Annotated in this window: 24 protein-coding genes; 9 read left to right on the forward strand and 15 right to left on the reverse strand. The window is 72.6% G+C overall.

The genetic code is table 11. From position 1 onward, the window contains the following. Positions 1-24: 24 nt before the first annotated feature. The 4 genes from BKE41_RS18785 to BKE41_RS18800 all read right to left on the reverse strand — a co-directional run bounded on the left by BKE41_RS18785 (position 25) and on the right by BKE41_RS18800 (position 3,687). Positions 25-321 (reverse strand): nucleotidyltransferase, encoded by a 297-nt coding sequence (locus tag BKE41_RS18785; protein ID WP_012320476.1) that lies wholly within the window; start codon positions 319-321, stop codon positions 25-27. Between the two features lie 60 nt (positions 322-381). Further along, positions 382-1,863: a UdgX family uracil-DNA binding protein gene (locus BKE41_RS18790; RefSeq protein ID WP_199825801.1), complete on the reverse strand. Its 1,482-nt coding sequence runs from the start codon at positions 1,861-1,863 to the stop codon at positions 382-384. Then, the gene (locus tag BKE41_RS18795; RefSeq protein ID WP_012320478.1) at positions 1,863-3,074 is read right to left on the reverse strand and encodes a putative DNA modification/repair radical SAM protein; all 1,212 of its coding nucleotides are present in this window, start codon (positions 3,072-3,074) and stop codon (positions 1,863-1,865) included. The genes BKE41_RS18790 and BKE41_RS18795 overlap by 1 nt, the downstream gene beginning before the upstream one ends. A gap of 76 nt (positions 3,075-3,150) precedes the next feature. Then, positions 3,151-3,687, reverse strand: coding sequence for a RecX family transcriptional regulator (locus tag BKE41_RS18800; protein ID WP_107645307.1), 537 nt, complete (start codon positions 3,685-3,687; stop codon positions 3,151-3,153). 224 nt (positions 3,688-3,911) lie between these two features. On the opposite strand from BKE41_RS18800, the gene BKE41_RS18805 reads away from it, so the two are divergent. The 3 genes from BKE41_RS18805 (at position 3,912) to grpE (ending at position 8,892) form a co-directional block, all read left to right on the forward strand. Further along, positions 3,912-5,330 (forward strand): TAXI family TRAP transporter solute-binding subunit, encoded by a 1,419-nt coding sequence (locus BKE41_RS18805; RefSeq protein ID WP_012320480.1) that lies wholly within the window; start codon positions 3,912-3,914, stop codon positions 5,328-5,330. A 51-nt stretch (positions 5,331-5,381) separates the two neighbouring features. Continuing rightward, positions 5,382-8,174 carry a [protein-PII] uridylyltransferase gene (locus tag BKE41_RS18810; RefSeq protein WP_024829253.1) on the forward strand — a complete coding sequence of 931 codons (2,793 nt, stop codon included), beginning with the start codon at positions 5,382-5,384 and terminating at the stop codon, positions 8,172-8,174. Between the two features lie 103 nt (positions 8,175-8,277). After that, positions 8,278-8,892: a nucleotide exchange factor GrpE gene (grpE, locus tag BKE41_RS18815; protein WP_012320482.1), complete on the forward strand. Its 615-nt coding sequence runs from the start codon at positions 8,278-8,280 to the stop codon at positions 8,890-8,892. Between the two features lie 19 nt (positions 8,893-8,911). On the opposite strand, the gene BKE41_RS18820 is transcribed toward grpE, so the two are convergent. The 4 genes from BKE41_RS18820 to BKE41_RS18830 all read right to left on the reverse strand — a co-directional run bounded on the left by BKE41_RS18820 (position 8,912) and on the right by BKE41_RS18830 (position 10,697). Next, positions 8,912-9,289, reverse strand: a complete 378-nt coding sequence (locus tag BKE41_RS18820; RefSeq protein ID WP_029360505.1) for a hypothetical protein — start codon at positions 9,287-9,289, stop codon at positions 8,912-8,914. 179 nt (positions 9,290-9,468) lie between these two features. After that, on the reverse strand, positions 9,469-10,206 hold the full coding sequence (locus BKE41_RS18825) for an outer membrane beta-barrel protein (RefSeq protein WP_012320484.1): 738 nt from the start codon (positions 10,204-10,206) through the stop codon (positions 9,469-9,471). Positions 10,207-10,242: 36 nt separating this feature from the next. After that, on the reverse strand, positions 10,243-10,371 hold the full coding sequence (locus BKE41_RS32460; protein ID WP_012320485.1) for a hypothetical protein: 129 nt from the start codon (positions 10,369-10,371) through the stop codon (positions 10,243-10,245). Beyond that, the gene (locus BKE41_RS18830) at positions 10,368-10,697 is read right to left on the reverse strand and encodes a hypothetical protein (RefSeq protein WP_070999966.1); all 330 of its coding nucleotides are present in this window, start codon (positions 10,695-10,697) and stop codon (positions 10,368-10,370) included. The genes BKE41_RS32460 and BKE41_RS18830 overlap by 4 nt, the downstream gene beginning before the upstream one ends. A gap of 152 nt (positions 10,698-10,849) precedes the next feature. Between BKE41_RS18830 and BKE41_RS18835 the strand changes: the two genes are divergently transcribed. Then, the gene (locus BKE41_RS18835; RefSeq protein ID WP_012320487.1) at positions 10,850-11,695 is read left to right on the forward strand and encodes a DUF6502 family protein; all 846 of its coding nucleotides are present in this window, start codon (positions 10,850-10,852) and stop codon (positions 11,693-11,695) included. 11 nt (positions 11,696-11,706) lie between these two features. Continuing rightward, entirely contained in the window at positions 11,707-13,023 is a 1,317-nt protein-coding gene (locus BKE41_RS18840) for a DUF5666 domain-containing protein (RefSeq protein ID WP_070999967.1), read from the forward strand. Between the two features lie 43 nt (positions 13,024-13,066). Here the strand turns inward: BKE41_RS18840 and ada are convergent, their stop codons facing one another. Beyond that, positions 13,067-14,131, reverse strand: a complete 1,065-nt coding sequence (gene ada, locus BKE41_RS18845) for a bifunctional DNA-binding transcriptional regulator/O6-methylguanine-DNA methyltransferase Ada (protein ID WP_041372714.1) — start codon at positions 14,129-14,131, stop codon at positions 13,067-13,069. Positions 14,132-14,313: 182 nt separating this feature from the next. Here ada and BKE41_RS18850 point away from each other — a divergent pair, with 182 nt between their 5' ends. Continuing rightward, positions 14,314-15,300, forward strand: a complete 987-nt coding sequence (locus BKE41_RS18850; RefSeq protein ID WP_070999968.1) for a hypothetical protein — start codon at positions 14,314-14,316, stop codon at positions 15,298-15,300. Positions 15,301-15,489: 189 nt separating this feature from the next. Here BKE41_RS18850 and BKE41_RS18855 read toward each other — a convergent pair whose 3' ends face one another. Beyond that, positions 15,490-16,236, reverse strand: a complete 747-nt coding sequence (locus BKE41_RS18855) for a YebC/PmpR family DNA-binding transcriptional regulator (RefSeq protein ID WP_012320491.1) — start codon at positions 16,234-16,236, stop codon at positions 15,490-15,492. A gap of 229 nt (positions 16,237-16,465) precedes the next feature. Between BKE41_RS18855 and BKE41_RS18860 the strand changes: the two genes are divergently transcribed. Next, the gene (locus BKE41_RS18860) at positions 16,466-17,506 is read left to right on the forward strand and encodes an SDR family oxidoreductase (RefSeq protein WP_029359578.1); all 1,041 of its coding nucleotides are present in this window, start codon (positions 16,466-16,468) and stop codon (positions 17,504-17,506) included. Between the two features lie 332 nt (positions 17,507-17,838). On the opposite strand, the gene BKE41_RS18865 is transcribed toward BKE41_RS18860, so the two are convergent. From BKE41_RS18865 to BKE41_RS18880, 4 genes are read right to left on the reverse strand one after another with little or no spacing between them, the layout of a single operon-like run. After that, positions 17,839-18,627, reverse strand: a complete 789-nt coding sequence (locus BKE41_RS18865; RefSeq protein WP_012320493.1) for an HAD-IA family hydrolase — start codon at positions 18,625-18,627, stop codon at positions 17,839-17,841. Next, a complete protein-coding gene (gene rpe / locus BKE41_RS18870; RefSeq protein WP_012320494.1) occupies positions 18,621-19,307 on the reverse strand; it encodes a ribulose-phosphate 3-epimerase in 687 nt (228 codons plus the stop codon). The genes BKE41_RS18865 and rpe overlap by 7 nt, the downstream gene beginning before the upstream one ends. Positions 19,308-19,327: 20 nt before the next feature. After that, on the reverse strand, positions 19,328-20,188 hold the full coding sequence (locus tag BKE41_RS18875; RefSeq protein ID WP_024829249.1) for a phosphoribulokinase: 861 nt from the start codon (positions 20,186-20,188) through the stop codon (positions 19,328-19,330). 23 nt (positions 20,189-20,211) lie between these two features. Then, positions 20,212-21,267 carry a class 1 fructose-bisphosphatase gene (locus tag BKE41_RS18880; protein ID WP_070999969.1) on the reverse strand — a complete coding sequence of 352 codons (1,056 nt, stop codon included), beginning with the start codon at positions 21,265-21,267 and terminating at the stop codon, positions 20,212-20,214. A 194-nt stretch (positions 21,268-21,461) separates the two neighbouring features. Here BKE41_RS18880 and BKE41_RS18885 point away from each other — a divergent pair, with 194 nt between their 5' ends. Further along, on the forward strand, positions 21,462-22,409 hold the full coding sequence (locus BKE41_RS18885) for a LysR family transcriptional regulator (RefSeq protein ID WP_024829247.1): 948 nt from the start codon (positions 21,462-21,464) through the stop codon (positions 22,407-22,409). After that, positions 22,406-23,644 carry an FAD-dependent oxidoreductase gene (locus tag BKE41_RS18890; protein ID WP_024829246.1) on the forward strand — a complete coding sequence of 413 codons (1,239 nt, stop codon included), beginning with the start codon at positions 22,406-22,408 and terminating at the stop codon, positions 23,642-23,644. The genes BKE41_RS18885 and BKE41_RS18890 overlap by 4 nt, the downstream gene beginning before the upstream one ends. Before the next feature lie 2 nt (positions 23,645-23,646). Here the strand turns inward: BKE41_RS18890 and BKE41_RS18895 are convergent, their stop codons facing one another. Further along, complete coding sequence (locus tag BKE41_RS18895; RefSeq protein ID WP_024829245.1) at positions 23,647-24,888, reverse strand: MFS transporter; 1,242 nt, start codon at positions 24,886-24,888, stop codon at positions 23,647-23,649. Positions 24,889-24,933 lie beyond the last annotated feature (45 nt).

The following is a 24,933-nucleotide window of genomic DNA, read 5'->3' on the forward strand; positions in this document are numbered from 1 at the left end:
TCGGCGCAGGCGGCCCGCTCGCGTTCAGAAGGCGGAAACGGCATCGCGCTCCGCGTGCGTGCGAACCCGATCCTTCAGGGCCGCCCGATCCGCGACGTCGACCCGGATCGGAAAGAGATCATCGATGAAGTGGCACAGACCGACATAGCCGAAGAGACCGCCCACGACCGACACATCGATCTCGATCATCACGTCGAGATCGCTGTCGGCCCGCGCCTCCCCCCGGGCAACCGAACCGAACAAGGCCGCGTGCAGCACGCCGCGGCGGCGCAGTTCCGCCTCGTTGGCGCGCAGGATGTCGAGGGCGGCGAGCTTGTCCATGGCGGCGGGACCGGAGGGAATCGGCGGCCGCCAGCATAGCAGAACCGCGGCAGCGGTGGATCAGGCCGCGAGCTCGCGCCCGAGCGCCTCCACCCGGCGCAGGTCGTCCACGAAGGCCGCGTAGGCCTCCGCCTTCGCCTCGTCCGGCAGCCGGAGCAGGTAGGAGGGGTGGACCGTGATGAAGCCCTGGAAGCGGTTGTCGTGCCGGTCGAAGCGGAACGGGCCGCGCGCCCGCGTGATCGGGATCGCCTTGCCGGTCAGCGCCAGGACGGCGGTCGCGCCGAGCGCCACCACGAGCTTCGGGCCGACGAATTCGAGTTCCCGGTCGAGCCACCACCGATAGTGGCTGACCTCGCCGGCGGTCGGCTTCTGGTGGATGCGGCGCTTGCCGCGCTCCTCGAACTTGAAGTGCTTGACCGCGTTCGTCAGGTAGCTCGCGCCCCGGTCGATCCCGGCCTCGGCCATGGCGCGGGAGAGCAGCTGGCCGGCGGGCCCGACGAAGGGGCGGCCCTGCCGGTCCTCCTGGTCGCCGGGCTGCTCGCCCACGAAGGCCACCGTTGCGCCGACCGGGCCCTCGCCGAGCACGGCCTGGGTGGCGCCGGGGACCAGCGGCTCGGTCCGGCGGATGATCGCGTTCAGCTCCTCCAGGGTCTTCGGATCCTGGTCGGCCATGGCGGCGACGGCCCGGGCGGGTTCGCGGCGTGTGGGCAAGGTCGGCTCCCTCTCGATCATGGCTACGGTGCGCCCGGCCGCCGCCCGGACCAGGGCGGGGATCGCGGCCGTCTCGGGCATGTTGTGCCAGTACTTCTTGGGCATCTCCGCCCGCATGGCCTTCAGGTTGGTGCGGGCCGGGTTGAACGTGCTCTCGTAGTAGGTCTGCCAACCCGCCTCGAAGCCGTCGCCCTCGGGGAGCTGCGCGCGGTCCCCGGCCGGCCCGAAGGTCAGGGTCTCGGTGTCCCAGTGGGCGGATCCGTCGGGGGTCAGGATCGACCAGCGCATCCCGCGGAAGCGATTCACGAAGAACGGCGCCGCCGCCTCGAGGATGTGGTGGTCCGGCTCGAACCACGCGACGTAGCGTTCGCCGTCCGGTCCCTCCGCCCGGCGGAAGCGCAGGAAGGCGTGCATCTTGTGGAGGTCGCGCCCGATCGCCTTCGCCATCCGGTGCAGACGGTGGACCAGCGGGTCGCTGCCGACCTCCATCAGGTGCCGCTCGCCGCGGCAGACCCGCCAGACCAGCGCGTAGAGCAGGCCGTAGCGCTCCGGATCGCGGTGAGGGATCACCTGCGGGATCAGGCTGGCGACGGCCTTCGGCAGGACGAGCGGCGCTCCGGCGGCCGGCTCCCCGTCGCCGCTGAACAGGCCGGGCGAGTCCGTCACCGACCACGTCACGGCTCCGGGCGCGACGCCCTGCGCGACGAGGCTCCGGACGGCCTTGCGGAAACCGTCGAGATCGGCGCCGGGGCGCAGCGTGACGGCGCGCGGCGACCGTGGATCCGCCCCGTCACCGCGGGGCGAGGGACGCGGCGCGTGCCCCGCCCCCATCAGAACAGGCTCAGCTGCGCCGCGGGCTCGACCAGCCGCGCCCGGAGGTCGAGCCGGTCCGTGAGCGCGACGGGGCGATGATCGGCGGCCACGAGGAACGGCCGCGCCCGCTTCAATCCGGAGGTCAGCCGGGCGACGTCGTCGAGGCGCAAGGTCGCGTGGCGGCGCGCCCGGATGATCTTGTCGACCGCCCGCGCCCCGAGCCCCGGCACCCGCAGCAGCCATTCCCGGTCGGCGCGGTTCACGTCCACGGGGAACTTGTCCCGGTGCTTGAGCGCCCAGGCGAGCTTCGGGTCGATGTCGAGGGCCAGCATCCCGCCCTCGGAGGCGTCGGCCACCTCGTCGGGGGTGAACTCGTAGTACCGGAGCAGCCAGTCGGCCTGGTACAGGCGGTGCTCGCGCTGCAGCGGCGGCGGCTTCGGCGGCAGGATCGCGGACCCGTCCGGGATCGGGCTGAAGGCGGAGTAGTAGACCCGCTTCAGGCCGACGCTGCCGTAGAGGAGCGCGCTCTTGCGGATCAGCGCCTCGTCGGTGGTGGCATCCGCCCCGACGATCACCTGCGTCGAGTGGCCGGCCGGCGAGAAGCGGCGCTTCTCCGCCTTGGCCTGCACGATGCGCTCGCCGATCTGCGCCATCGCCCCCTGGATCGCGGCGCCGTCCTTCTCGGGCGCGAGCCGCTCCAGGCTCGCCTCGGTCGGCAGCTCGACGTTGATCGAGAGGCGGTCGGCGTAGAGGCCGGCCTCCTCGATCAGCCAGGGGCTCGCCTCCGGGATCGACTTGAGGTGGATGTAGCCGGCGAAGCCGTGGTCGCGCCGCAGCGACTTCGCCACGCGGGTCAGGAGTTCCATCGTGTGATCCGGCGACTTGATGATGCCGGAGGAGAGGAACAGGCCCTCGATGTAGTTGCGCCGGTAGAAGTTCAGGGTGAGGTTCACGACCTCCTCCACGGTGAACTTCGCCCGCCGCACGTTCGAGGAGCGCCGGTTCACGCAGTAGGCGCAGTCGAACAGGCACCAGTTGGTCAGCAGGATCTTGAGGAGCGAGACGCACCGTCCGTCCGGCGTGTAGGCGTGGCAGATCCCGGCGCCGGTGGTCGACCCGAGCCCGTCCTTGCCGGCCGCCCGCTTCGGCGCGGCCGAGGAGGCGCAGGAGGCGTCGTACTTGGCCGCGTCCGCGAGGATGCGCAGCTTCTTGGCCAGGGTCTCGTCCATCGAACAGACAATGAACAACGCGGCGGAAGGTGCAAGGCCGGCGCGGCCCTCGCCCCGGGCCGCGATGCCGCACCCGTCACGCAGGCGCGTCGGGTTCTTCGGTCTCCCGGTCGACCACCCGGCGGGCGAGGCCGTAGGCGAAGCCGGCCCGGGCCAGGGCGGCGAGGTCCCGGTCGCGGTGCGCCGCCCGCTGATCCGGGCGGCGATACGGGCCGAGGCGTCGCCGCTTGGCGTAGGCCTGCGCGGCCTGCTCCTCGACCGCGTCCGCCTCCCCGACCGGCAGGGCGTCGCGCTCCGCCAGCATGGCGGCCTCGACGACGTCGCGCGGGACCCCCTTGGCGGCGAGCTTGGCCGAGACGCCGCGGCTCGACGTGCCGCGGCGGCGCAGGGTGGCGAGGCGGGTATCGGCGAAGCGCGCGTCGTCCACGAGGCCGGCCGACACCGCCCGCGCCACGGTCGCCGTCACGAGTTCGGCGAAGCGTTCGGGATCCTCGCCCCGGGCCCGCGCCCGCTTCTGCACGCGGCGCGCGAGCGTCCGGCGCAGCATCTCGGTCGAGGCGCTGTAGCGCTCTAGGTAGTGGAGCGCCGCCCGCTCGAGCCAGGCCGGGCTCACGGGGCCGGGCGGCTTGATCTCCCGGTCGCGACGTTCTGGCGCAGATCCTGCAACGAATGGAGATTTCACCGGTTCTTCACGATCTCGACAGGTTTGCGTTCCATGACTCGGGTATGGAACGCGCGCAACGCGACAGGCTCGGCCATGGCCCGAACCACCGTTCTTCGCCCGGCACTCCGCAGGGCCGATGGCACCGGCGGCTGCACGGCGCGGCGGCTATTCTGATGCGGCGCGAGTGGCTCCTGGTCCTCGTGGCCCTGGGGCTCGCCGCGGCCGCCGCCGCGATCGTCTACCTGTCACGCCCGAACACCCTCACGGTGGCGGTGGGCCCGCAGGACGGGCCCGAGGCCGCGCTGATCGAGGCCTACGCCGGCGCCCTCGACCGGGCCCGGGAGGATGTCCGGCTCAAGGTGGTGCGCTACGGCGACGTGCGCGACAGCGCCCTCGCGCTGCAGCGGAACAAGGCCGACCTCGCGGTGGTGCGGCCGGACGTGTTCCTGCCCGAGAACGGGCTGACCCTGGCGATCCTGCACGACGAGGCCCTGGTCATCGCGGCGCCCGAGGCGGCCGATATCGACGACGTGCCCGCCCTGGCGCGCAAGCGGCTCGGCATCGTGGTCCGCCACAGCGCCGACCTGTCGTTCCTCACGAACCTGCTCTCCTTCTACGACCTCGTGCCGGACAGCGCGGGCGAGGACGCGGCGGAGGCCGGCCACGCCGCCGAGGCGGAGCCCGGTCACGTGGTCGTGGTGCCCCTGAAGGTCGGCGACGTCACGGCCGCGCTCGCCGAGAAGCGCGTCGACGCCGTGGCGGTGATCGCGAGCCCGGCCTCCAAACCGGCCGCCGCGGTGGTCCGCGCCGTCGAGCTGGGCTCGCCGGACCGGAAGGTCGGGTTCGTCTCGATCCCTGACGGCGACGCGATCCTGCAGCGCTTCCCCGAGCTGCAATCGGTGACGATCCCGGCCGGCACCTTCGGCGGCCGTCCGAAGCGGCCCGACGAGGAGATCAAGACCGTCGGCGCCTCCTATCGGCTGATGGCCCGGGGCACGGTCAGCCGCGTCGCGGTCGCCTCGGCGACGCAGCACCTGTTCGAGTGGCGCTCGCGGCTCGCCTCGACCGCGCCGGTGGCCAAGCTGATGAAGGCGCCGGACTTCGACACGACGGTGGCGGCGACCTCGGCCCGCCTGCCGAACCACCCCGGCGCCGTCGACTATTTCGAGCGCGAGCAGCAGACCTTCCTCGACCGCTACGAGGACTACATCTACCTGTTCGCCTTCTTCGGCGGCACGATCGGCTCCGGCTTCGCCTGGATCGGCCAGCGCCTCGCCCGCAAGCGCCGGGAGCGCGTCGATTTCGTCCTCGACCGGCTGCTCGACATCATGCGCGAAGTGCGCGCGGCGACCAGCGCCGCCGAACTCGACGCGATCGCGATCGAGACCGACGGGCTGGTGGCCGACGTCGTCTGCTACGCCCGCGAGCGCAGCATCGACGCGCGGACGGTCAGCGCCCTGATCCTGGCGGTCGACGGCGTGCACGCGGCCATCGCCGACGCGCGGCGTCAGACGAGCGAGACCGAGCCCCGGGCCGCGACCCGCAACCGCACGGCGCGGCTGCTCGCCCTCGACCTGCCGGCCGCGGAATAGCGGCGGGCGCCGCATGGCTGGCGGCGTAGGGATATCATGCTAACGGGAACCATGTTCGATCCCGTCGCCGCCCTCGATACGGTCCTTGAGAACCTCGACCGCGAGGCCCGCGAGCCCACCAAGCTCCGGGCCGCGCTGGTGCCGCAGCTGCGCCGGGTGATCGAGGAGGGCCACCGGGCCGCCGAGGCGCAGCTCCTCGAGGATCGCAACGGGCTGCTCTGCGCGCAGACGCTGTCGAACCTCACCGACGCGGTGGTCCGGGCGATCCACGACGCCGTGGTCTGGCGGCTCTACCCCAACGACAACCCGTCGACCGGCGAGCAGCTCGCCGTGGTCGCCACCGGCGGCTACGGCCGGGGCACGATGGCGCCGGGCTCGGACATCGATCTGCTGTTCCTGCTGCCCTACAAGCAGACCGCGTGGTCCGAGAGCGTCGTCGAGGGGATGCTCTACGTCCTGTGGGACCTGAAGCTGAAGGTCGGTCACGCCACCCGCTCGGTCGAGGAGTGCCTGCGCGAGGCGCGGGCCGACATGACGATCCGCACCGCCCTCCTGGAGGCGCGGTTCCTGTTCGGCACCCGTGTCCTCTACGAGGAGCTCGTGACGCGCTTCGACGCCGAACTCGTGGTCGGCTCCGCCGCCGAGTTCGTGGAGGCGAAGCTGCGCGAGCGCGACATGCGCGTGTCCAAGGCCGGCACCTCGCGCTACCTCGTCGAGCCCAACGTCAAGGACGGCAAGGGCGGCCTGCGCGACCTGAACACGCTGTTCTGGATCGCCAAGTACACCTACCGGGTCCGCGACCAGATCGAGCTCGTGAGCGCCGGCCTGTTCACCCCGGAGGAGTACGCGCTGTTCGAGCGCTGCGAGGAGTTCCTGTGGCGGGTGCGCTGCCACATGCACTTCGCCACGAAGCGCGCCGAGGAGCGCCTGTCCTTCGGCCTGCAGCCGCGGATCGCCGAGCGCTTCGGCTACGAGGCCCGCGGCGGCCTCTCCGGCGTCGAGCGCTTCATGAAGGCCTATTTCCGCATCGCCAAGGATGTCGGCGATCTCACCGCCATCGTCTGCGCGGAGCTGGAGGCGCGCCACGCCAAGCGCACGCCGGTGCTCGACCGCTGGATCGGCCGGTTCCGCGACCGCTTCCGGGCGACCGCCATGGAGGCGGAGGATTTCTGGATCGACCACGGCCGGGTGAACCTGCGCGCGGAGGACGCCTTCGAGCGCGACCCGGTCAACCTGATCCGGCTGTTCTGGCTCGCCGACCGGCACAACCTCGCGATCCACCCGGATGCCAAGCGGCTGGCCAACCGGTCCCTGCGCCTCGTCAACCCGTCGCTGCGCGTGGACCCCGAGGCGAACCGGCTGTTCGTCGAGATCCTGACCTCGCGGAACGCGCCGGAGGAGGCGCTGCGCGAGATGAACGAGGCGGGCGTGCTCGGCCGTTTCATCCCGGATTTCGGCCGCATCGTCGCGATGATGCAGTTCAACATGTATCACCACTTCACCGTGGACGAGCACCTGCTGCGCTCGGTCGGCGTGCTGGCGGACATCGAGTCGGGCCGTGCCCAGGAGACCTACCCGCTGGTCTCGCGCCTCGTGCACTCGATCCACAACCGCACCGCGCTCTACGTGGCGATCCTGCTGCACGACATCGCCAAGGGCCGGCCGGAGGATCACTCCATCGCGGGCGCCGCCATCGCCGAGAAGCTCTGCCCGCGCTTCGGCCTGAACCAGGCCGAGACCGAGACGGTGCGCTGGCTCGTCGAACACCACCTGCTGATGTCGATGACCGCGCAGAGCCGCGACCTCTCGGACGCCAAGACCATCGAGCGTTTCGCCGCGAGCGTGCAGAGCCTGGAGCGGCTGAAGCTCCTGACCATCCTGACGGTGGCCGACATCACCGCCGTGGGGCCCGGCGTCTGGACAGCCTGGAAGGGCACGCTGCTCCGCACGCTCTACGACGAGACCGAGGTCTACCTGTCGGGCGGCCATTCCGAGATCGCCCGCACCGACCGGGTGCGCCTCGTCCAGATGGGCCTGCGGGAGCAGCTGCCCGGCTGGGGCTCGGAGGAGTTCGACACCTACGCGGCCCGCCACAGCCAGGCCTACTGGCTCAAGGTCGACGGCACGCGCCAGCTCAAGAACGCGATCTTCCTGCGCGACGTCGTGCGCGACGGGCGGACCAGCGCGACCGACGTGGCCCTCGATCCCGTCCGGGGCGTGACCGAGATCACGGTCTACTCGCCGGACCATCCCCGCCTGCTCGCCATCGTCACCGGCGCCTGCGCGGCGGCCGGCAGCAACATCGTCGACGCGCAGATCTTCACCACCACGGACGGGTTCGCCCTCGACACGATCTTCATCTCCCGCGCCTTCGAGCGCGACGACGACGAGCTGCGGCGGACCAAGCGCATCACCGCGGCGATCGAGCGGGCGCTCAAGGGGGAGATCAAGATCGCCGACCTCGTGGCCGACAAGCACCCGCCGACGAGCACCCGCGCCAAGACCTTCCCGGTCCCGCCGGACGTCATCATCGACAACGCCCTGTCGAGCCGGGAGACCGTGGTGGAGATCACCGGCCTCGACCGGCCGGGCCTGCTCTACGAGCTGACCACCGCCTTCAGCCGGCTGTCGCTCAACATCACGTCGGCGCACGTGGCGACCTTCGGCGAGCGCGCCGTGGACGTCTTCTACGTCACCGACCTGACCGGCACGCGGGTGACGCAGCCCGACCGGCAGGCCGCGATCCGGGCCGCCGTGATGGACGTGTTCGCGCACGACGTCGCGACCCTCAAGGCCGAGGGTCTGGAGGCGCTCGTGGCGGCGCCGCCGCCGCGCGAGGCGTGAGCGTGCGGGTTGATTTCGCGGCCCCGTGGCCAGATATCAGCGCCGATTCCATCATCCCTCACCGATTCCCGCCCACGACTGAAACGTGATGACGAGCAACGACATGCCCCAGGATGACCAGCGCCAGACCACGGTCGAAGCCGGTGCCGGCGCGGCCCAGGATCCCGCGCCCGCGGGTCAGGGCAGCGAGTCGGCCACCGTCGATCCGGTCGCGGAGGCCCTGGCCCTGCTGACCGCCGAGCGCGACGAGCTCAAGGACCGGACGCTGCGCACCCTCGCCGAGATGGAGAACCTGCGCCGCCGGACGGAGCGCGAGGTCGCCGACGCGCGCGCCTACGCGGTGACCAACTTCGCCCGGGACGTGCTCAACGTCGCCGACAACATCCGCCGCGCCCTCGATAGCGTCCCGGCCGACGCGAAGGCCACGGCCGACGGCGCCCTGAAGGGGCTGATCGACGGGATCGAGCTCACCGAGCGCGACCTCGCCAAGACCCTCGAGCGCCACGGCGTCAAGATCGTCGAGCCGCAGGGCCAGAAGTTCGACCCGAACCGCCATCAGGCGATGTTCGAGGTGCCGAACGCGGAGGTTCCGGCCGGCACCGTCGTGCAGGTCGTGCAGGCGGGCTACGTCATCGGCGAGCGCGTGCTGCGCCCGGCCCTGGTCGGCGTCGCCAAGGGTGGCCCGAAGGCGGCCGCCAACCCGGCCGACGCCGCCTGAGCGGTCACCGCGGCGTGCCCTACTGACAGGGCAGCGCCGCGGCGAAATCCGAGATGAACTGCGCGGTCTGGCGGGTCTGGGCCGGCGCGGCCGGATCCCGGGCGACGAGCCCCGCCTCGACGCGGAGGCGGTGGTTGCAGGCGCAGGTCGGCAGCGTTCCCGCGGTCGGCTCGGGGGAGCAGGCGTCGTGGTGCGCGCAGGCGAGGTCCAGCGCGTCGATCGGCGGGTAGCCGGGGCCGCGGCTGCCGGGGCCGCAGAAGTTCCCGTAGATCAAGATGGCGCCCCGCCCGGCGGGCCCGGGCGGGACGATCTCCTGGGCCCGCGCCGGGACGGCGCAGGCGGCGAGCGCGACGGCGAGCAGCCTTGTCGTGAGGGAGGTCGTGCTGGGAATGCTCACGGCCGATCCTCTCGGAGAGAGACCCTGGTCCCGCGGGGTGCGACCCGCGCGGTATCCGGCTTCACCGACAGCCCTCGGCCGTGGACAGGCTCGCGCGGCCGACGGATTCGCGAAGCCGAACGCCGGGCATTGCGGCCCAGCCCGGCCGTCCCGTCAAGCTCTCGGCCTGCGAATACTACTCAGAATCGGTAATTCACACCGGCCCGGACCAACGCGAGGCCGGAATCCTGTTTGCCGGCGCCATAAAATGCCGGAACACTGGCGTTGTAGTACGTGGCGGCGGTCGTTCCGCGGCCGAGATGGAGGTAGAGGGCCTCCACCTTGGCGGAGAGCTTCTCGGTGAAGGCGTACTCGATGCCGCCGCCGGCCGCGTAGCCGGTCCGGTCGGTCGACGGCAGGGTGTAGGGGTAGGAGGCCGCGTAGGTCGAGCGCGCCCCGCCGCCGTACGCGAAGCCGCCGGTGCCGTAGACGAGGACCCGGTCGAACGCGTAGCCGAGCCGGGCGCGGACCGTGCCGAAATAGTCGAGGCTCGGTCGGACGCTGTAGTACGGCGCGGTGCCGAGATAGGCGGCGTCCGCCTTGGCGAAGGCCGTCCCCTGGATGTCGGTCTCGACGCCGACGACGACGCCGGAACCCGGCGTGAACTGATAGTTGTAGCCGACCTGGCCGCCGCCGGCGAAGCCGCCGGACCGGCCGCCGCCCGTGACGGTGCCGTAGGTGGGGTCGGTGAAGCCGCCGCTGCCGGTCGGGAACGCGTACCCGGCGTTCACGCCGGCGTAGAAGCCGGTCCAGGTGAAGACCGGCAGCGACGGCGGCGGCGGCGGCGGCGCGCGGCGGGGCAGATCCGCCGCCTGGGCGGCGAGGGCCAGGCAGCCGAAAGCGGCGCCCGCGAGGGCTGCGTGAATTCGAGCGTTCATGGGTGTCTCGTTCTGGAACGCGGCGGCGCCGCGGGATCAGAGGGCCAGGAGGAGCAGGCCGACGACGGTCACGGACAGGATCAGGCAGAGGGCGAGATCGAGGATGGCCGCTCCGCCGCAGGTCGGCACAGCGCGGGCGCTCCCGGAGACGAACAGGGCGTTCACGACCGGACCCACTGGTTCTCGTCGGAACGGGCCGCGATCCTCGCGGTCCGCGCGGCGCGCCCGGGCACGACGGCGTTCGAGGGTGCCGCCGCCCCGCCTGAGGGGAAGGCGGGAGCGGCGGCCTGCGGCGCCCGCGATGAACTGGCGCGGTGGACCGTTTCCGCGACAGCGACACCGAGGACGGGCAGCGAGAGCGCGGCGACGACGCAGACGAGGCGCCGGAGCCGCGGAAGGGTGTCGCTCGGGCGCGGGCGGCCCGCCGGGGCCACGGGCAGCGTGAGCGGCGGCAGGGACTTCGCCACGAGGATGCGCGTTTCAACCGTCATCGGCCGGTGCCTCTGGACTGGCGTGGGAAATTTGACCACGAGATCGGTGTACGTGTGCAAAAATCCCACGTCAACGCGAAAAGAGCGGTCGCGTGTGCGCCGCCACACTTGGTGGGATTGTATCCCACGACGCGAGCCGTCACGATGCGCCGATGTCTGAGACTGCCGATACACCGCGGGAGGGCGCCAGCCTGCACGCGCCGCTGGCGCGGCTGCTGCGCCCTCTCGTGCGCCTGCTCGTCGCCCGCGGCATCACTTTCCCGGCGCTCACGGACCTGCTGCGCGAGCTCTACGTGAACGTCGCCGAGTACGACTTCGCTCTCACCGGCAAGGAGCAGACCGACAGCCGCGTCTCCCTCCTCACCGGCATCCACCGCAAGGAAGTTCGGCGCCTGCGGGGCGCCGGTGCTCCGGTCAGCGCCGTGCCGGCGGTCGTCTCCCGCACCAGTCGGATCATCGCCCGCTGGATCGCCGACCCGACCTTCACCGATCCGCAGGGCCAGCCCCTGAAGCTCCCGCGCACGGCCGAGGGCGGCGCGCCCTCGTTCGAGTCGCTGGTCGCGGGCGTGACGCGGGATCTCCGGCCCCGCGCTGTCCTCGACGAGTGGCTCGACCGCGGGCTGGCCTTCACCGATCCGCAGGACCGGATCGTGCTGGCGGAGGCCGCCTACGTCCCCCGTGGCGACGGCGCCGAGGGGCCGCAGCTCTACTATTTCGGCCGCAACCTGCACGACCACATCGCGGCCGCGGTCGCCAACATCGTCGGCGACGCGCCCCGCTTCCTGGAGCGGGCGGTCCACTACGACGGATTGTCCGAGGACCTCGCGATCAGGCTCGAGGAACGCGCCCGCGAGATCGCCATGGAGGCGCTGCAGCAGGCCAACCGGGAGGCGCACGCCGCCTGCCAGACCGATCCCGGCGGCACGCATCGCTGGAACTTCGGCCTCTACGTCTACACCGAGGCGGCGCCGCCGGCGCGGCAAGCGGACGAGCGGTGAGAGGCCGGCCGGTGCGCGCCTCGCTCAACCGCCGGTTCGTCCTGCGCCTGCTCGCTGGCGCCGCGACCCTGCTGCCCGGCACGATCCGGTCGCAGGAATCGCCGCGCGACCAGGGCATCGGCGGCACCGGCATGATGCGGACCGACGAGCCGCGGAACGGGTCCCTCGGCGAGGGCGACCGCGGCATCGGCGGCACCGGCGTGATCGGCACGATCCGCCGCTTCGGCTCGATCGTCGTCAACGACCTGCGCATCGCCTACCCACCCGAGGTGGAGGTGCGCATCGACGGCACGGCCGCGAGAGCCGCCGACCTGAAGATCGGGCAGGTCGTCCACGTGGTGGCGCGGTCCGAGGGCGGCGGGCTCGCCACGCGGCGGATCGACGTCACCAGCGAGGTGGTCGGGCCGGTGGAATCGGTCGCGCCGGGGCGGCTCGTGGTGCTCGGGCAACGGGTCTCGACCGCCGGTCTCAGCGGCGCGTGGCAGCCGGGCGCGCGGGTCGCGGTGAGCGGGCTGCGCCGGCCCGACGGCGTGATCGTGGCGAGCCTGATCGAGCCGCGGGATTCCGGTCCCGACCGCGTCGCCGGCCCGGTGCGGCGTCTCGCGGGCGGCCTCGGGATCGGCGGCCTCCGGCTCGCGGGCGCCGACGCCCTGCCGCCGGGCAAGCGCGCCCTGGTGACGGGCCGTGCTGCGAACGGAGTCCTCACCGTGACCAGCGCCGCGCAGGTCGGCCTGCCCTTCCCGCCGGGTCTGAAGCGGGTGTCGATCGAGGCCTATATCGGCCGGGCCGGCAGCGGGCTCGACATCGGCGCGGGCTACGCCGTGGCGGGCCGTCCGGTCGCGCGGGTTCCGCGCGACGGGAGCGTGCGGGCGGTGCTGACCGCGGCGATCGCGCGGGACGGGGACCTGACGGTGGAGCGGCTGCGGATCGAGAACCGCGTCGCGCCCGAGCCGCAGCAACCGGACGCCCCGCGGTTCGAGCGGGAGCGCGACCGGCTCGACCTGCGCAACCTCCCCGACGAGTTGCCCGGCCGCTTCGGCGCCGGGTCCGGCGGCCGCCAGGGTGGCCTGGGCGGCATCGGCGAGCCGCGCGGCCCCGCGATCGACACCCGGCCGGGCGGTGCGGTCGTCCCCGGATCGGAGGGCCCCGGCGGCTTCGGGGCGCCCCGCGGCGGCTTCGGCGGCGCGCCGTCCGCAGGCCCCGGGGCGTTCCCGGTCGGACCCGGGGGCTTCGGCGGGCCGCCCGGCGGACCCGGCCCGGCCCCGGGCGGAGGCGGCTTCGGCGGCGGCTTCGGCGGTCCTGGCGGTCCCGGCGGTGGTCGACGCTAGGGCAGCGTGTGCTGAGCACCGGAGCGCGCGGGACAGGGACGCTTCAGGCCTCCGCCTCCCGATCGAGCAGCGCGCGCTTGCGCGCGACGCCCCAGCGATAGCCCGACAGGGCGCCGTCCGAGCGCACGACGCGGTGGCACGGAATGGCCACCGCGACCGGGTTCGCCCCGCAGGCCTGCGCGACGGCGCGCGTCGCCGTCGGAAGGCCGATCGCCCGGGCAATCTCCGCGTAGGTCGCGGTGGAGCCGACCGGGATCTCGCGCAGCGCCGCCCAGACCCGCTGCTGGAACGCCGTGCCGCGAATGTCGAGCGGCAGGTCGAGGCCGGTGCCCGGGGCCTCCACGAACCCGATGACCTGCGCCATCCAGCCCTCGAAGGCCGGGTCGCCGCCCTCGATCTCCGCGGCGGGGAAGCGGTCCTGGAGATCGTGCAGGAGCGGCTCGGGCGCGTCCCCGAGGAGGATCGCGCAGACGCCCGCCTCGGTGGCGGCGACGAGGATCGCCCCGAGGCTGCAGGCGCCGATGCCGAACCGGATGCGCAGGCCCGCGCCGCCCGTCCGGTAGGCGGCGGGCGCCATGCCGAGGCGCGGCGCGCCACCCGCGTAGAACCGGCTCGCCGCGCCGTAGCCGGCCTCGTAGAGCGCCTCCGTCACCGACGCGGCGCCGGGCAGCCGCCGCGCCACCGCGGCGGCGCGGTGGGCGGCCGCGTAGGCCTTGGGGGTCACGCCGGTGACGTCCTTGAAAACCCGGTGGAAGTGGTAGGCGCTCAGGCCGGCGGCGCGCGCGAGCGCGGCGAGGGACGGCATCGTCTCGGCTGTCTCGATCGAGCGGCAGGCGCGGGCGACCGCCTCGGCCCGGCGCTCGGCGAGGGCGGGCTCGTCCGGACGACAGCGCCGGCACGGCCGGAAGCCGGCCGCCTCGGCCTCGGCGCAGGTCCGGTGGAAGCTGACATTCTCGGGGCGCGCCGCGCGCGCGGCGCAACTCGGCCGGCAGTACACCCCGGTGGTGCGGACCGCGTACACGAAGGTGCCGTCGGCCCGCGCGTCGCGGGCGGCGAGGGCTGCCCAGCGCGCGGCATCGTCGGGGTCTGTCGCGGGTACAGGGCTCATGGCGGCGGCACTATGCGGCTTGGCGTAGGCGTTGAGGAGGGGCATGACGGGGCCTGCCGGGTGGTGGATGACGCGCGCAGGACTGTGTCGGTCCGCTGCCGCGCCGGCATCCCGCTCCTTGCGGCCGAATTCGATATCCGCGGCGGCCGCCGGGACGGGCGTTTCGCCCCCACGAGTGCGCCATGGCTTCGACTACGCCCGACCACATCCATGTCGGCCAGGACGGTTGGCTGTTCCTGAAGACGGGAACGAACGACGTGCTCGGCCAGTACGAGCGGCCGGAGGAGACGACCGAGCTGATCTGGCAGTGGCGCAGCCTCGTGACGACGCGGGAGCGGCGCCTGCGCGCCCAGGGGATCCTGTACCGCCACGTCGTCGCCCCGGAGAAGCTGATGATCTACGATCACCGGCTCGACGGGCTCGCCATCCGGCCGAGCGCGTCGCCGGCCTACCGGCTCCTCCACAGCGAGCCCCCGGCGGGCCGTTTCCCGGGTCCGGTCGGTCTGTACGCGGCCTGGCGCCGACGGAAGCGCTGGCAGCAGACCTGCATCGACCTGGTCACGCCGATGCGGGCGCAGCGCGACGCGGCCGACCTCTACTGCCGGACCGACACCCACTGGTCCGCCGACGGCTGCTATCTCGCCTACGCGGAGATCTGCCGGGCGCTGGGCGCCGAGCCCCGGCAGGATCTGCGGGAGCGGCCGTCCTTCGAGACCGACCACGACGGCGATCTGGGCAGCGCCTTCGATCCGCCCCGGCGGGCGCGCTCGCGCACCGTCCAGATGCAGCAGGACGCGGTCCGGATCTACGGCAGCCCGATCGTCGAAGCCCGGGAGAAGGCCGGCCTGCTGCACACGCTGCATGTCGGTGCGCACGTGATCTACGGGAACACGAAGGCCACCGACCCGCGCCGGTTGGCGCTGTTCGGCGATTCCTTCTCTCACGTCATGCCGTACATGCTGACGATCATGCTGGCCGAGACGTTCCGCGAGGTGCACTTCGTCTGGAGCACCTCGCTGGACTGGTCGTACATCGAGCGCGTCCGCCCCAACATCGTGCTGACCGAGGTGGCCGAGCGCTTCATGGTTCAGCTGCCCGACGACACCTTCTCGGTGGAGCGCTACGCGCAGGACCGCTTCGGGGCCGAGCTCGCGGCGGCCGGCACCTGAGGAACGGACGTGGGCTTCAAGACCGTCTCGCGTCCCGGAGCGGGAGCTCCGTCATTCCGGGACTGCGTGGCAGCGCCCGGCATTCAGAACCTCGGCGGGCCCCTTCGAGCCGGGGCTCGCCTGCGGCGCACCGGAATGGCGGTGCGTTCGTCTCACGGGTAGCGAGACCCGGCAGGGCGGCGACGCCTCTCAGGCCTGCAGCTTCGCGACCAGCGCGTCCGACAGGGCGAAGTTGACGTAGACGTGCTGGACGTCGTCCTGATCCTCGATCACCTCGACGAGGCGGATCAGCTTCTCGCCGGTCTCGTCGTCGACGTTGATGGTATTCTGCGCCTTCCAGATCAGGCCCGTGCGGGCGGGCTCACCGAAGCGCGCCTCGAGGGCCTTCGTGACCTCGCCGTAGGAATCCTGGGCGCAGATGACCTCGTGGCCGTCCTCGCCGGAACTGACGTCGTCGGCGCCGGCCTCGATCGCCGCCTCCAGCATCGTGTCGGCATCGGCCACGGAGGCGGGATAGGCGATCACGCCGACGCGGTCGAACATGAAGGCGACGGCCCCGGTCTCGGCGAGGCTGCCGCCGGACTTGGTGAAGGCCGAGCGCACGTCCGAGGCGGTGCGGTTGCGGTTGTCGGTCTGCGCCTCGACGATCAGCGCGGCGCCGCCGGGCCCGTAGCCCTCGTAGCGGATATCCTCGTAGTTCTCGCCGTCGGCGCCGGCGGCCTTCTTGATGGCGCGCTCGATATTGTCCTTGGGCATGTTCTCGGCGCGGGCCGCCAGGATCGCGGCACGCAGGCGCGGGTTCATCGCCGGGTCGGGCGTGCCGAGCTTGGCCGCCACCGTGATCTCGCGGGCGAGCTTGCCGAACACCTTCGAGCGGACGGCGTCCACCCGGCCCTTCCGGTGCATGATGTTCTTGAACTGCGAATGGCCTGCCATGACGGTTCAGACTTTTGTTCGTTGGCGAGGGCGGGCGTGCGGGACCCCGCCGTCGCGGCTGTGAGGTCGCGCCGTATATAGGCCGCCGCCTTCGGACGAAGCAACGCGCCCGCCGCCGTCCGATACAGCGTCGGCGGACAGGCTCGCCCGGACTTCGCAATCCCGTGACCGCGGAAAGAACGGCCGCCTCGGGCGTTGGCGCTGGACTTCACGCGCAGCTGGGAACCCGATGTCGAGCCGGAACGGACGCAGCACGGTCATGGTCACGGGTGCGAGCGCCGGCGTCGGCCGCGCTGTCGCCCACGAGTTCGCCCGGCACGGGTGGAACGTGGGGCTGATCGCGCGCGGCGAGGCGGGGCTGCGGGGCACGATCCGCGACGTCGAGCGGGCCGGAGGCCGGGCCCTGGCCTTCGCGGCCGACGTCGCCGACGCGGAGGCCGTCGCCCAGGCGGCCGACGAGCTGGCCGAGGCGTTCGGCGGCATCGACGTCTGGGTCAACAACGCGATGGTGACGGTCTACGCGCCCGTTCAGGAGACGAGCCCGGAGGAGTTCCACCGCGCCACCGCGGTGACCTATCTCGGCCAGGTGCACGGCACGCTGGCGGCGCTCCGCCACATGGTGCCGCGCGACCGGGGCACGATCGTGCATGTCGGCTCGGCGCTCGCCTACCGGTCGATCCCGCTCCAGGCGAGCTACTGCGCCGCGAAGGCCGCCGTGCGGGGCTTCGTCGATTCCCTGCGCAGCGAGCTGCTGCACGATCGCAGCCGGGTACGCCTGACGATGGTGCAGCTTCCGGCCGTGAACACGCCGCAGTTCGACTGGGCCCGCTCGCGGCTGCCGCGCAAGCTCGAGCCGGTGCCGCCGATCTACCAGCCCGAGGCCATCGCCCGGCACGTCTTCCGAGCGGCGCACGACGCGCCGCGGGAAATGTGGATCGGGGCCTCGGCCTGGAAGGCGATCATCGGGAACATGCTGATTCCGGGCTGGATCGACGGCTACCTCGCCCGGCACGGCTATCGCGGGGAGATGACCGGCGTGCAGGCACAGAAGAACCGCCCCGACAACCTCTACGACCCGGTGGACACCGATCCCGGCGCCCACGGCCGCTTCGACGCCCGCGCGACCGGCGACGTCGCGGCGGCCGATCCCCGCTGGCTCAAGTTCGGGCTCGCGGCCGCGCTCGGTGTCGTCGCCGGCACGATGCTGTTCGCCACCGAGGCGCACGGACGTGCGGATGCCCGCGCCGACCGCCGGCTGGGCCGACGCTAGGACCCGGGCCTTCGCGGGCCCGTCGCGCCGCCGCGAGGGCCTCGCCCACGGGGCCACGTCGCGCCCCGTGGGCGCGGGCCTCTGGGAGGATCCGGTGCCGGTCACGGACCGTCGCGATCCGGTGCGCGGCGCGCTCGCCGGCGGGGCTGCCCTGGGTCTCGGCAGCGGCGCCCGGCCGAAGGCCGGGCCACACGGCAGTCGCGATCGCATCGGGGACGGACGCCCTCTGGCCCGGTCCGACGTGACCGACATCCCGACCCTCTTCCTGAAGCACCCGGACTGGCACGTGATGTACGATCGCGATGCCGATCAGGCGCAGGCGACGGGTCGGGCTACCGGCCGGTGCCCATCGCCTCGAACGGCGCGCTCTGACCGTCCGGCGCTTCGTGCCACCGGATCAGGGCGGCCAGATCCACGACCCCGCCGGGCCACGCGACGCCCGCGAGGTGCCGATGCGGCCGCTCCGGCTCGCCGAGATCCGAGACAGCCGAGAAGGCGCCGTCGAGCCGGTGGCTCTCGGTGTACCGGCTCCGGGTCGCCAGGACCGGCAGACCGGCGGAACGGGCCGAGCTGATGCCGGCGGCCGAATCCTCGAAGGCCACCGCCTCGGAGGCCGGGATGCCCAGACCGGCGAGCGCCAGCAGGAAGACGTCGGGTGCGGGCTTCTTGCGGCTCGCCTCGTCGCCGGCCGCGATCACGTCGAAGGGCGCGGCGCCCGGCGGGAAGTTGGCGGCGAGCAGCCGGTCGACGTTCGGGCGGCTCGTCGTGGTGGCCACGGCGAGCCGGATTCCCGCCGCCCGGGCCTCGGCGATCAGCCGGGCGATCCCGGGACGCAGCGGCAGGCCGTGCTGCGCGACGAGGTCGCCGTAGGCGCGCGTCTTGCGGGCGTGGATCTCCGGCGCGCGCGCGTGGAGCGCCTCCGCGTCCGCCGGGTGCGCGCTGTCGATGAAGTGGGCGAGCCGCTCCTTGCCGCCCATGACGGCCAGCAGGTCGGCGTAGAGCGCCTCGTCCCACCGCCAGGGCAGGCCGAGCTCCGCGAAGGCGCGGTTGAACGCCTGCCGGTGCAGATCCTCCGTCTCGGCGAGGGTCCCGTCGACGTCGAAGATCAGCGCCCTCAGCACGACAGGTCGCGACCGGAGGCGCCCTCCGCGCCCTCGCGGATCGCCGCGATGCGCTCGGCGTAGGCGTCCGGGCCGCCGCTGAACACGGCGTTGCCGGCAACGAACGTGTCGGCCCCGGCGCGGCTCGCGACCTTCACGGTCTCGGGATCGATCCCGCCGTCGACCTGGATGCGGATGTCCCGGCCCGCCACCATGGCGCGCACCCGCGCCACCGATTCCATCGCGCCCTTGACGAAGCTCTGGCCGCCGAAGCCGGGATTGACGGTCATCACCAGCACGAGATCCACGAGGTCGAGCACCGGCTCGACCATGGCGGCCGGCGTACCCGGGTTGATCGCCACGCCGGCGCGCTTGCCGAGGTCGCGGATGGTCTGAAGCGAGCGGTGGATGTGCGGCCCGGCCTCGGCGTGGACCGTGATGCCGTCGGCGCCGGCCTGCGCGAACGCCGCCAGGTACGGATCCGCTGGCGCGATCATCAGGTGCACGTCGAAGTATTTCTGGGTGTGGGGCCGGAGCGCCTTCACCACCGGCGGCCCGAAGGTGATGTTGGGCACGAAATGGCCGTCCATCACGTCGAGGTGGATCCAGTCGGCCCCGGCCGCGTCCACGGCGCGCGTCTCCTCGGCGAGCTTCGAGAAGTCGGCGGACAGGATCGACGGGGCGATGACGGGTGCGAGCATGGGAGGCTTTCGGGATCGGCTCAGGCCAGCCGGCGGCGGCGCTCGACGAGCTGCATGATCATCGGTGTCAGGATCAGCTGCATCGCCAGGTCGAGCTTGCCGCCGGGGATCACGATGGAGTTGGCCCGGCTCATGAAACTGTCGTGAATCATGGAGACGAGATACGAGAAGTCGATCCCCTTCGGGTCCTTGAAGCGGATCACGACCATCGATTCGTCGGCGGTGGGAATCCAGCGGGCGATGAACGGGTTCGACGTGTCGACCGTCGGCACCCGCTGGAAGTTGATGTCGGTGAACGAGAATTGCGGGCAGATGGTCTGCACGTAGTCGGGCATGCGCCGCAGGATCACGTCGGTCACCGCCTCGGTGGAGTAGCCGCGGAACGAGCGGTCCCGGTGCAGCTTCTGGATCCATTCGAGGTTGATCACCGGCACGACGCCGATCTTCAGGTCGGCGTAGCGGGCGATGTCGACGTCCTGATCGGCGACGCAGCCGTGCAGGCCCTCGTAGAACAGCAGGTCGGAATCGGGGGGGAACGTCTCCCAGTCCGAGAAACTGCCCTCCGGGATGCCGTAGACCTGCGCGTCGTGCTGATCGTGGGCGTAGTGACGGGTCCGGCCCGTCCCGGACTCGGCGTAGCTGCGGAACACCGCCTCCAGCTCGGGCAGGAGGTTGGCCCGCGGCGCGAAGTGGGACAGTGTCGGCTCGTTCGCCATCATCGCCCGCATCGTGTCGCGGTCGAAGGCGTGGAAGCCGTCCCCCTCGATGAAGACCGCCCGCACGTCCTCGCGGCGGAAGATCTGCTCGAAGGTGTTGCGCACCGAGGTGGTCCCGGCCCCGGAGGAGCCGGTCACCGAGATGATGGGGTGCCGCGCCGACATGCCTTTACGACTTCACGGTGCGGTTATGACCGCATCAGGCCGCGCTGGCCGAAGAGCGGCGAGCGGCCGGCATCGGGCTTGCCGCCGGCATAGTAGGTGGCGACGCACGTCACCTCCTCGGTGGAGCCGCAGACCAGCGGCGCCCGCTCGTGGATGCCGTTGGCCACGATGTCGAGGATGCGGGTCTGGCCGTCGGTGGCGGCGCCCCCGGCCTGCTCGACCAGCATCGCCACGGGGGCGACCTCGTAGAGCAGCCGCAGGCGGCCGCGGGCGTAGTTCTTCCGGGCATCGCCCGGATAGAGGAACACGCCGCCGCGGGTCAGAACGCGCTGGATGTCGGCCACCAGGGAGGCGAGCCAGCGCATGTTGTAGTCCTTGTCGCGCGGCCCCTCGGTGCCGCGCTGGCAATCCTCGATATAGGCCTTCACCGGGGCGTCCCAGTGCCGGGCGTTCGAGGCGTTGATGGCGAACTCCTTGGTGGAGGCCGGCACCGACATGGCCGGGCTCGTCAGCTTGAACCGGCCCTCGGCACGGTCGAGCACGTAGGACTGGGTGCCCTCGCCGAGCGTCAGGATCAGCGCGGTGGCCGGGCCGTAGGTGACGAAGCCCGCGGCGATCTGCGTCGAGCCGGGGGTCGTGAACGAGGCCAGCGGGTTCGCGGGATCCTTGATCGACGGCCGGATGCCGAAGATCATCCCGACGGCCATGTTCACGCCGATGTTGGAGGAGCCGTCGAGGGGGTCGATGGCGACGGCCAGAGGCGCGTCCGGGTTCAGGCGCATCACCTCCTCGGCCTCCTCGGAGGCGACCTCGGCGACCGGGGCGCCCCGCAGCGCCGCGGTCACGCTCTCGTGGGCGATGACGTCGAGGGCCTTCTGGACGTCGCCGTCGCTGTTGTGATCGCCGGCCGCCGCGAGGTCGCCGCCGAGCGCGCCGCGCCCGATCCGCTCGCTGATCTCCACCGCCGACCGCGCCACGGCCGCGACCACCGCGGCGGCGTCCTTCAGCGCCGGATTGGCGTCCACGGCCTGCGCCAGGCAGGTCTCGAGGGGGGTCCCGATCGCCGCTGAAATTGCCATCGGCCTACTCCTCCTGCTCGGATCCCGTCCGCCGGGATCGCGCGTTCCGCGCCGGCTCTGTAGCGGCCGCCTCGCTGCCAGGATAGCGGTCTCTGCCGCCGGATCGACAGGAACCCGCGGCCGGGCCTTCAAGATTTCTGTGCGATCTTGTGCCATAGGACGAAAAAAACGAGATGTCCGCCGAGAAATCCGCCATGCGCAACCTCTCCCTCAAGCAGCTTCAGGCGGTCGCTGCCGTGGCCCGCCTCGGCACCATGACCCGGGCTGCGCAGGAGCTGAACGTCACCTCGGCCGCCCTCTATGCGCGCATCCGACAGCTCGAGGAGGAGGCCGGTCTGCTGCTGTTCGACCGGACGCCGGGCGGCCTCAAGCCGACGGATGCCGGCCGCGAGATGCTCTGGGCGATCGACAGCATCAACACGGTGCTGGAGACCTGCACCGACCGCCTGCGCACCCTGCGCGGCGCGGAGGGCGGGCGCGTGGCACTGGGCGTCGTCTCCACCGCCAAGTACTTCGCCCCGCAGGTGATCGCGGGCTTCGTCAAGAAGCACCCCGGCGTCGAGATCAGCCTGTCGGTGCGCAACCGCGGCCAGACCGTGGAGGCACTCCGCGGCTACGAGATCGACTTCGCCCTGATGGGCCGCCCGCCCCGGGACTTCCCGATCGAGGCCGCCACGTTCGGGCCGCACCCGATCGTGCTGATCGCGCCGCCGGGCCATCCCCTGGCGGGCAGGACCGACCTGAACCGCGAGGACCTCGCCGACCAGCCGTTCTTCCTGCGCGAGGAGGGCTCGGGCACCCGCATGGTCTTCGAGGAGTTCATGAGCGGCGTCCTGGTCAAGCGGGCGCCGCTGGACATCGACACCGGGTCGAACGAGACCATCAAGCAGGCGGTGATGGCCGGGCTCGGGATCGCGCTGCTCTCGGTGCATTCCGTGGCGGCCGAGCTGGAGAGCGGGCGCCTCGTCCTCCTCAACGTCAGGGGCCTGCCGATCCGGCGCGACTGGTACGCGGTCCGGCGCGCCGACAAGGTGCTGGGTCCGGCCGCCTCCGCGGTCTGGTCCTACCTGATGTCGGAGGGCGCGCGCAGCCTCCCGGGCGTCGCCCAGAGCGGTCTCGTGCCGGCGGGAGCCAGGGCGTGAGCGCCGGCGTCGTCGTGGCCGGGGCCGGGCAGGCCGGCTTCCAGCTCGCCGCCTCCCTGCGGGAGGGCGGGTTCGGGGACCCGATCACCCTGGTGGGCGACGAGGCCGCCCTGCCCTACCAGCGGCCGCCCCTCTCGAAGGCCTACCTCGCCGGCAAGACCGACCAGGAGGGCCTGTTCCTGCGCCCGCCCGGCTTCTTCGCCGAGCACGCCGTCGCGCACCGTCCGGGGCTCCGCGCCGTCGCGATCGACCGGGATGCGCGCCGCCTGCAGCTCTCGGACGGCACCGACCTCCCTTACGACCACCTCGTGCTCGCCACCGGCGCGCGCAACCGCCCCCTGCCGGTCCCGGGCGCCGAGCTCGCGGGCGTGCGCCAGCTGCGCGGCCTCGCGGATGCCGACGCCCTCAAGGAATCGCTCGCGACGGCCCGGGCCATCGTGGTCGTCGGGGCCGGCTTCATCGGGCTCGAATTCGCCGCCGTCGCGGCCGCGCGCGGCCTCCCGGTGACGGTGATCGAGGCGGCCGAGCGGCCCATGGCCCGGGCGGTCTCGTCCGAGATGGGCGCGTTCTTCCGCCGCGCCCACGCGGCGATGGGCGTGCGCTTCGCCTTCGGGGCCGGCGTGACGGCGATCGTCGGGCGGGACGGCCGCGCCGCCGGCGTCGCCCTGGCGGACGGACGGGAACTCGCGGCCGACCTGATCCTCGTGGGGATCGGCGTCCTGCCGAACCGGGAACTCGCCGCGGAGGCCGGCCTGCCGGCCGAGGACGGCGTGCGGGTCGACGCGTTCCTGGCGACGCCCGACCCGGCCATCTCGGCGATCGGCGACTGCGCCCGCTTCCCCATCCCCTTCGCCCGCGGGCTGACGCCGGACGGGACGGTGCGGATCGAGTCCGTGCAGAACGCCATCGACCAGGGCCGCTGCCTCGCGGCGCGGCTCACCGGCAAGCCCGCCTCCTACGGCGCGCTGCCGTGGTTCTGGAGCGACCAGGGTCCCCACAAGCTGCAGATCGCCGGCCTGTCGGGGCCCGGCGATGCCAGCGTCGTCCGCGGGACCGGCGACGCCTTCTCGGTCTTCCGCTTCCGCGACGGGCACCTGAGCGCGGTGGAATCCGTCGACCGGGCGGGCGACCACATGATCGCGCGGCGCCTGCTCACGGCCGGAACGCCGCTGACGCCCGACCAGGCGGCCGATCCGGACTTCGACCTGAAAGGTCTGGCGCTGCGGCGGCCCTGACCTCAGCCGGGGAACGCCACCGGCGCCGGCTTCTGCCGCAGGGCGATGGCCGTGGCGATCCCGAGCGCCAGGATGGTGACGGCGCACCCCAGGAGCGCCCCGAGCTGGCCGAGCCGGAGCAGCGCCTGCCCGATCACCGCGACGCCGAGCGCCTGACCGCAGAAGAACGAGAAGGCGTGGAGCGCCACCGCGGAGGCGCGGGCCTTGGGCGCGACCTCGGTGACCTGCGTCTGGTAGGTGTTGTGCAGCATGTAGAAGCCGAGGCCCATGGCGGTGAGCGCGGCGCAGTCGACCTGCCAGGAGCCCGCGAGCCCGACCACGGTGAGCGATGCGCCGCAGATCAGCCCGCCGCCGATCAGCATCCGCGGCAGGCCGAGCAGCCGCACCAGCAGCCCGACGAGCGCCGAGTAGAGCAGGCCGCCGACCGCGAACCCCGCCAGGACCAGACCGGCCTCGCGCGGGCCACCCTCCCCCCGCGCCTCGATCAGCGGCGCGAGATGCGGGAACACGCCGAAGATCGCGATCGCCTCGATGAACACCGCCGCGAACAGCACCCGCGCCCGCGGATTGCGCAGGATCGTCCGGTAGCGCGTCACCGCCTCGCCGAAGGCGGGGCGGCGGGCCGGGGCCCGGCCGGCCCGGTCGAAGCCGAAGACGGTCGCCGCACAGGCCAGGGCCGCCACCGCGGCGGTGACCGCGAAGACGCCGCGCCAGCCGATCGCCGCCTCGATCAGGCCCGCGAAGGTCGAGCCCGAGAGCTGGCCGAGGATCACCGCCACGAGGAAGCGCCCGATCGCCACCTGACGGCTCTCCATCGGCACCCGGTCGCCCAGGAGCGCCAGCGAGAGCGGGATGCAGCCGCCCGCGGCCGCCCCCGCCAGCATGCGCAGGCCGAACAGGCTGCCGATATCCGGCGCGACGCTGCACAGCGTCAGCGCGACGGCGAGCACCGCGAGGCAGGTGCTCATCACCCGCTCCTTGCCGAGCGCGTCGCCGATCGGGCCGAGCACCGGCTGGATGAAGGCGTAGGGCAACGCGAAGGCGGTGGAGAGGAGCGCCACCGTGTGGGCGTCGCTCGCGAGATCCCGCGCGAGCACGCCGACCAGGGGCTCGACCGAGCGGAGCGCGAAGGTGCTTCCGAACCCCGCGCAGGCCAGCACGAGGATCAGCCGCGGGATCGACGTGGCCGGCGGCGCGGAGACGGCCGCACGGGACGAGAGAGCCGGCTCTGTGCTGTCGGTCATGGCACGCTTCGCGACGCGGGCGGGATCAGACTCGCGGCATCGCAT

This window comes from Methylobacterium sp. C1 (assembly GCF_001854385.1).
Lineage (GTDB): Bacteria > Pseudomonadota > Alphaproteobacteria > Rhizobiales > Beijerinckiaceae > Methylobacterium > Methylobacterium radiotolerans.

What these genes read in the sequence shown, in the direction of transcription:
- BKE41_RS18855 (WP_012320491.1), bottom strand. Translation starts at nt 16,236, where the DNA reads ATGGCAGGCCATTCGCAGTTCAAGAACATCATGCACCGGAAGGGCCGG.
- BKE41_RS18810 (WP_024829253.1), top strand. Translation starts at nt 5,382, where the DNA reads ATGTTCGATCCCGTCGCCGCCCTCGATACGGTCCTTGAGAACCTCGAC.
- BKE41_RS18885 (WP_024829247.1), top strand. Translation starts at nt 21,462, where the DNA reads ATGCGCAACCTCTCCCTCAAGCAGCTTCAGGCGGTCGCTGCCGTGGCC.
- BKE41_RS18880 (WP_070999969.1), bottom strand. Translation starts at nt 21,267, where the DNA reads ATGGCAATTTCAGCGGCGATCGGGACCCCCCTCGAGACCTGCCTGGCG.
- BKE41_RS18790 (WP_199825801.1), bottom strand. Translation starts at nt 1,863, where the DNA reads ATGGGGGCGGGGCACGCGCCGCGTCCCTCGCCCCGCGGTGACGGGGCG.
- BKE41_RS18825 (WP_012320484.1), bottom strand. Translation starts at nt 10,206, where the DNA reads ATGAACGCTCGAATTCACGCAGCCCTCGCGGGCGCCGCTTTCGGCTGC.
- BKE41_RS18795 (WP_012320478.1), bottom strand. Translation starts at nt 3,074, where the DNA reads ATGGACGAGACCCTGGCCAAGAAGCTGCGCATCCTCGCGGACGCGGCC.
- BKE41_RS18860 (WP_029359578.1), top strand. Translation starts at nt 16,466, where the DNA reads ATGTCGAGCCGGAACGGACGCAGCACGGTCATGGTCACGGGTGCGAGC.
- BKE41_RS18830 (WP_070999966.1), bottom strand. Translation starts at nt 10,697, where the DNA reads ATGACGGTTGAAACGCGCATCCTCGTGGCGAAGTCCCTGCCGCCGCTC.
- ada (WP_041372714.1), bottom strand. Translation starts at nt 14,131, where the DNA reads ATGAGCCCTGTACCCGCGACAGACCCCGACGATGCCGCGCGCTGGGCA.
- BKE41_RS18875 (WP_024829249.1), bottom strand. Translation starts at nt 20,188, where the DNA reads ATGTCGGCGCGGCACCCCATCATCTCGGTGACCGGCTCCTCCGGGGCC.
- BKE41_RS18805 (WP_012320480.1), top strand. Translation starts at nt 3,912, where the DNA reads ATGCGGCGCGAGTGGCTCCTGGTCCTCGTGGCCCTGGGGCTCGCCGCG.
- BKE41_RS18785 (WP_012320476.1), bottom strand. Translation starts at nt 321, where the DNA reads ATGGACAAGCTCGCCGCCCTCGACATCCTGCGCGCCAACGAGGCGGAA.
- BKE41_RS18895 (WP_024829245.1), bottom strand. Translation starts at nt 24,888, where the DNA reads ATGACCGACAGCACAGAGCCGGCTCTCTCGTCCCGTGCGGCCGTCTCC.
- grpE (WP_012320482.1), top strand. Translation starts at nt 8,278, where the DNA reads ATGCCCCAGGATGACCAGCGCCAGACCACGGTCGAAGCCGGTGCCGGC.
- BKE41_RS18835 (WP_012320487.1), top strand. Translation starts at nt 10,850, where the DNA reads ATGTCTGAGACTGCCGATACACCGCGGGAGGGCGCCAGCCTGCACGCG.
- rpe (WP_012320494.1), bottom strand. Translation starts at nt 19,307, where the DNA reads ATGCTCGCACCCGTCATCGCCCCGTCGATCCTGTCCGCCGACTTCTCG.
- BKE41_RS18850 (WP_070999968.1), top strand. Translation starts at nt 14,314, where the DNA reads ATGGCTTCGACTACGCCCGACCACATCCATGTCGGCCAGGACGGTTGG.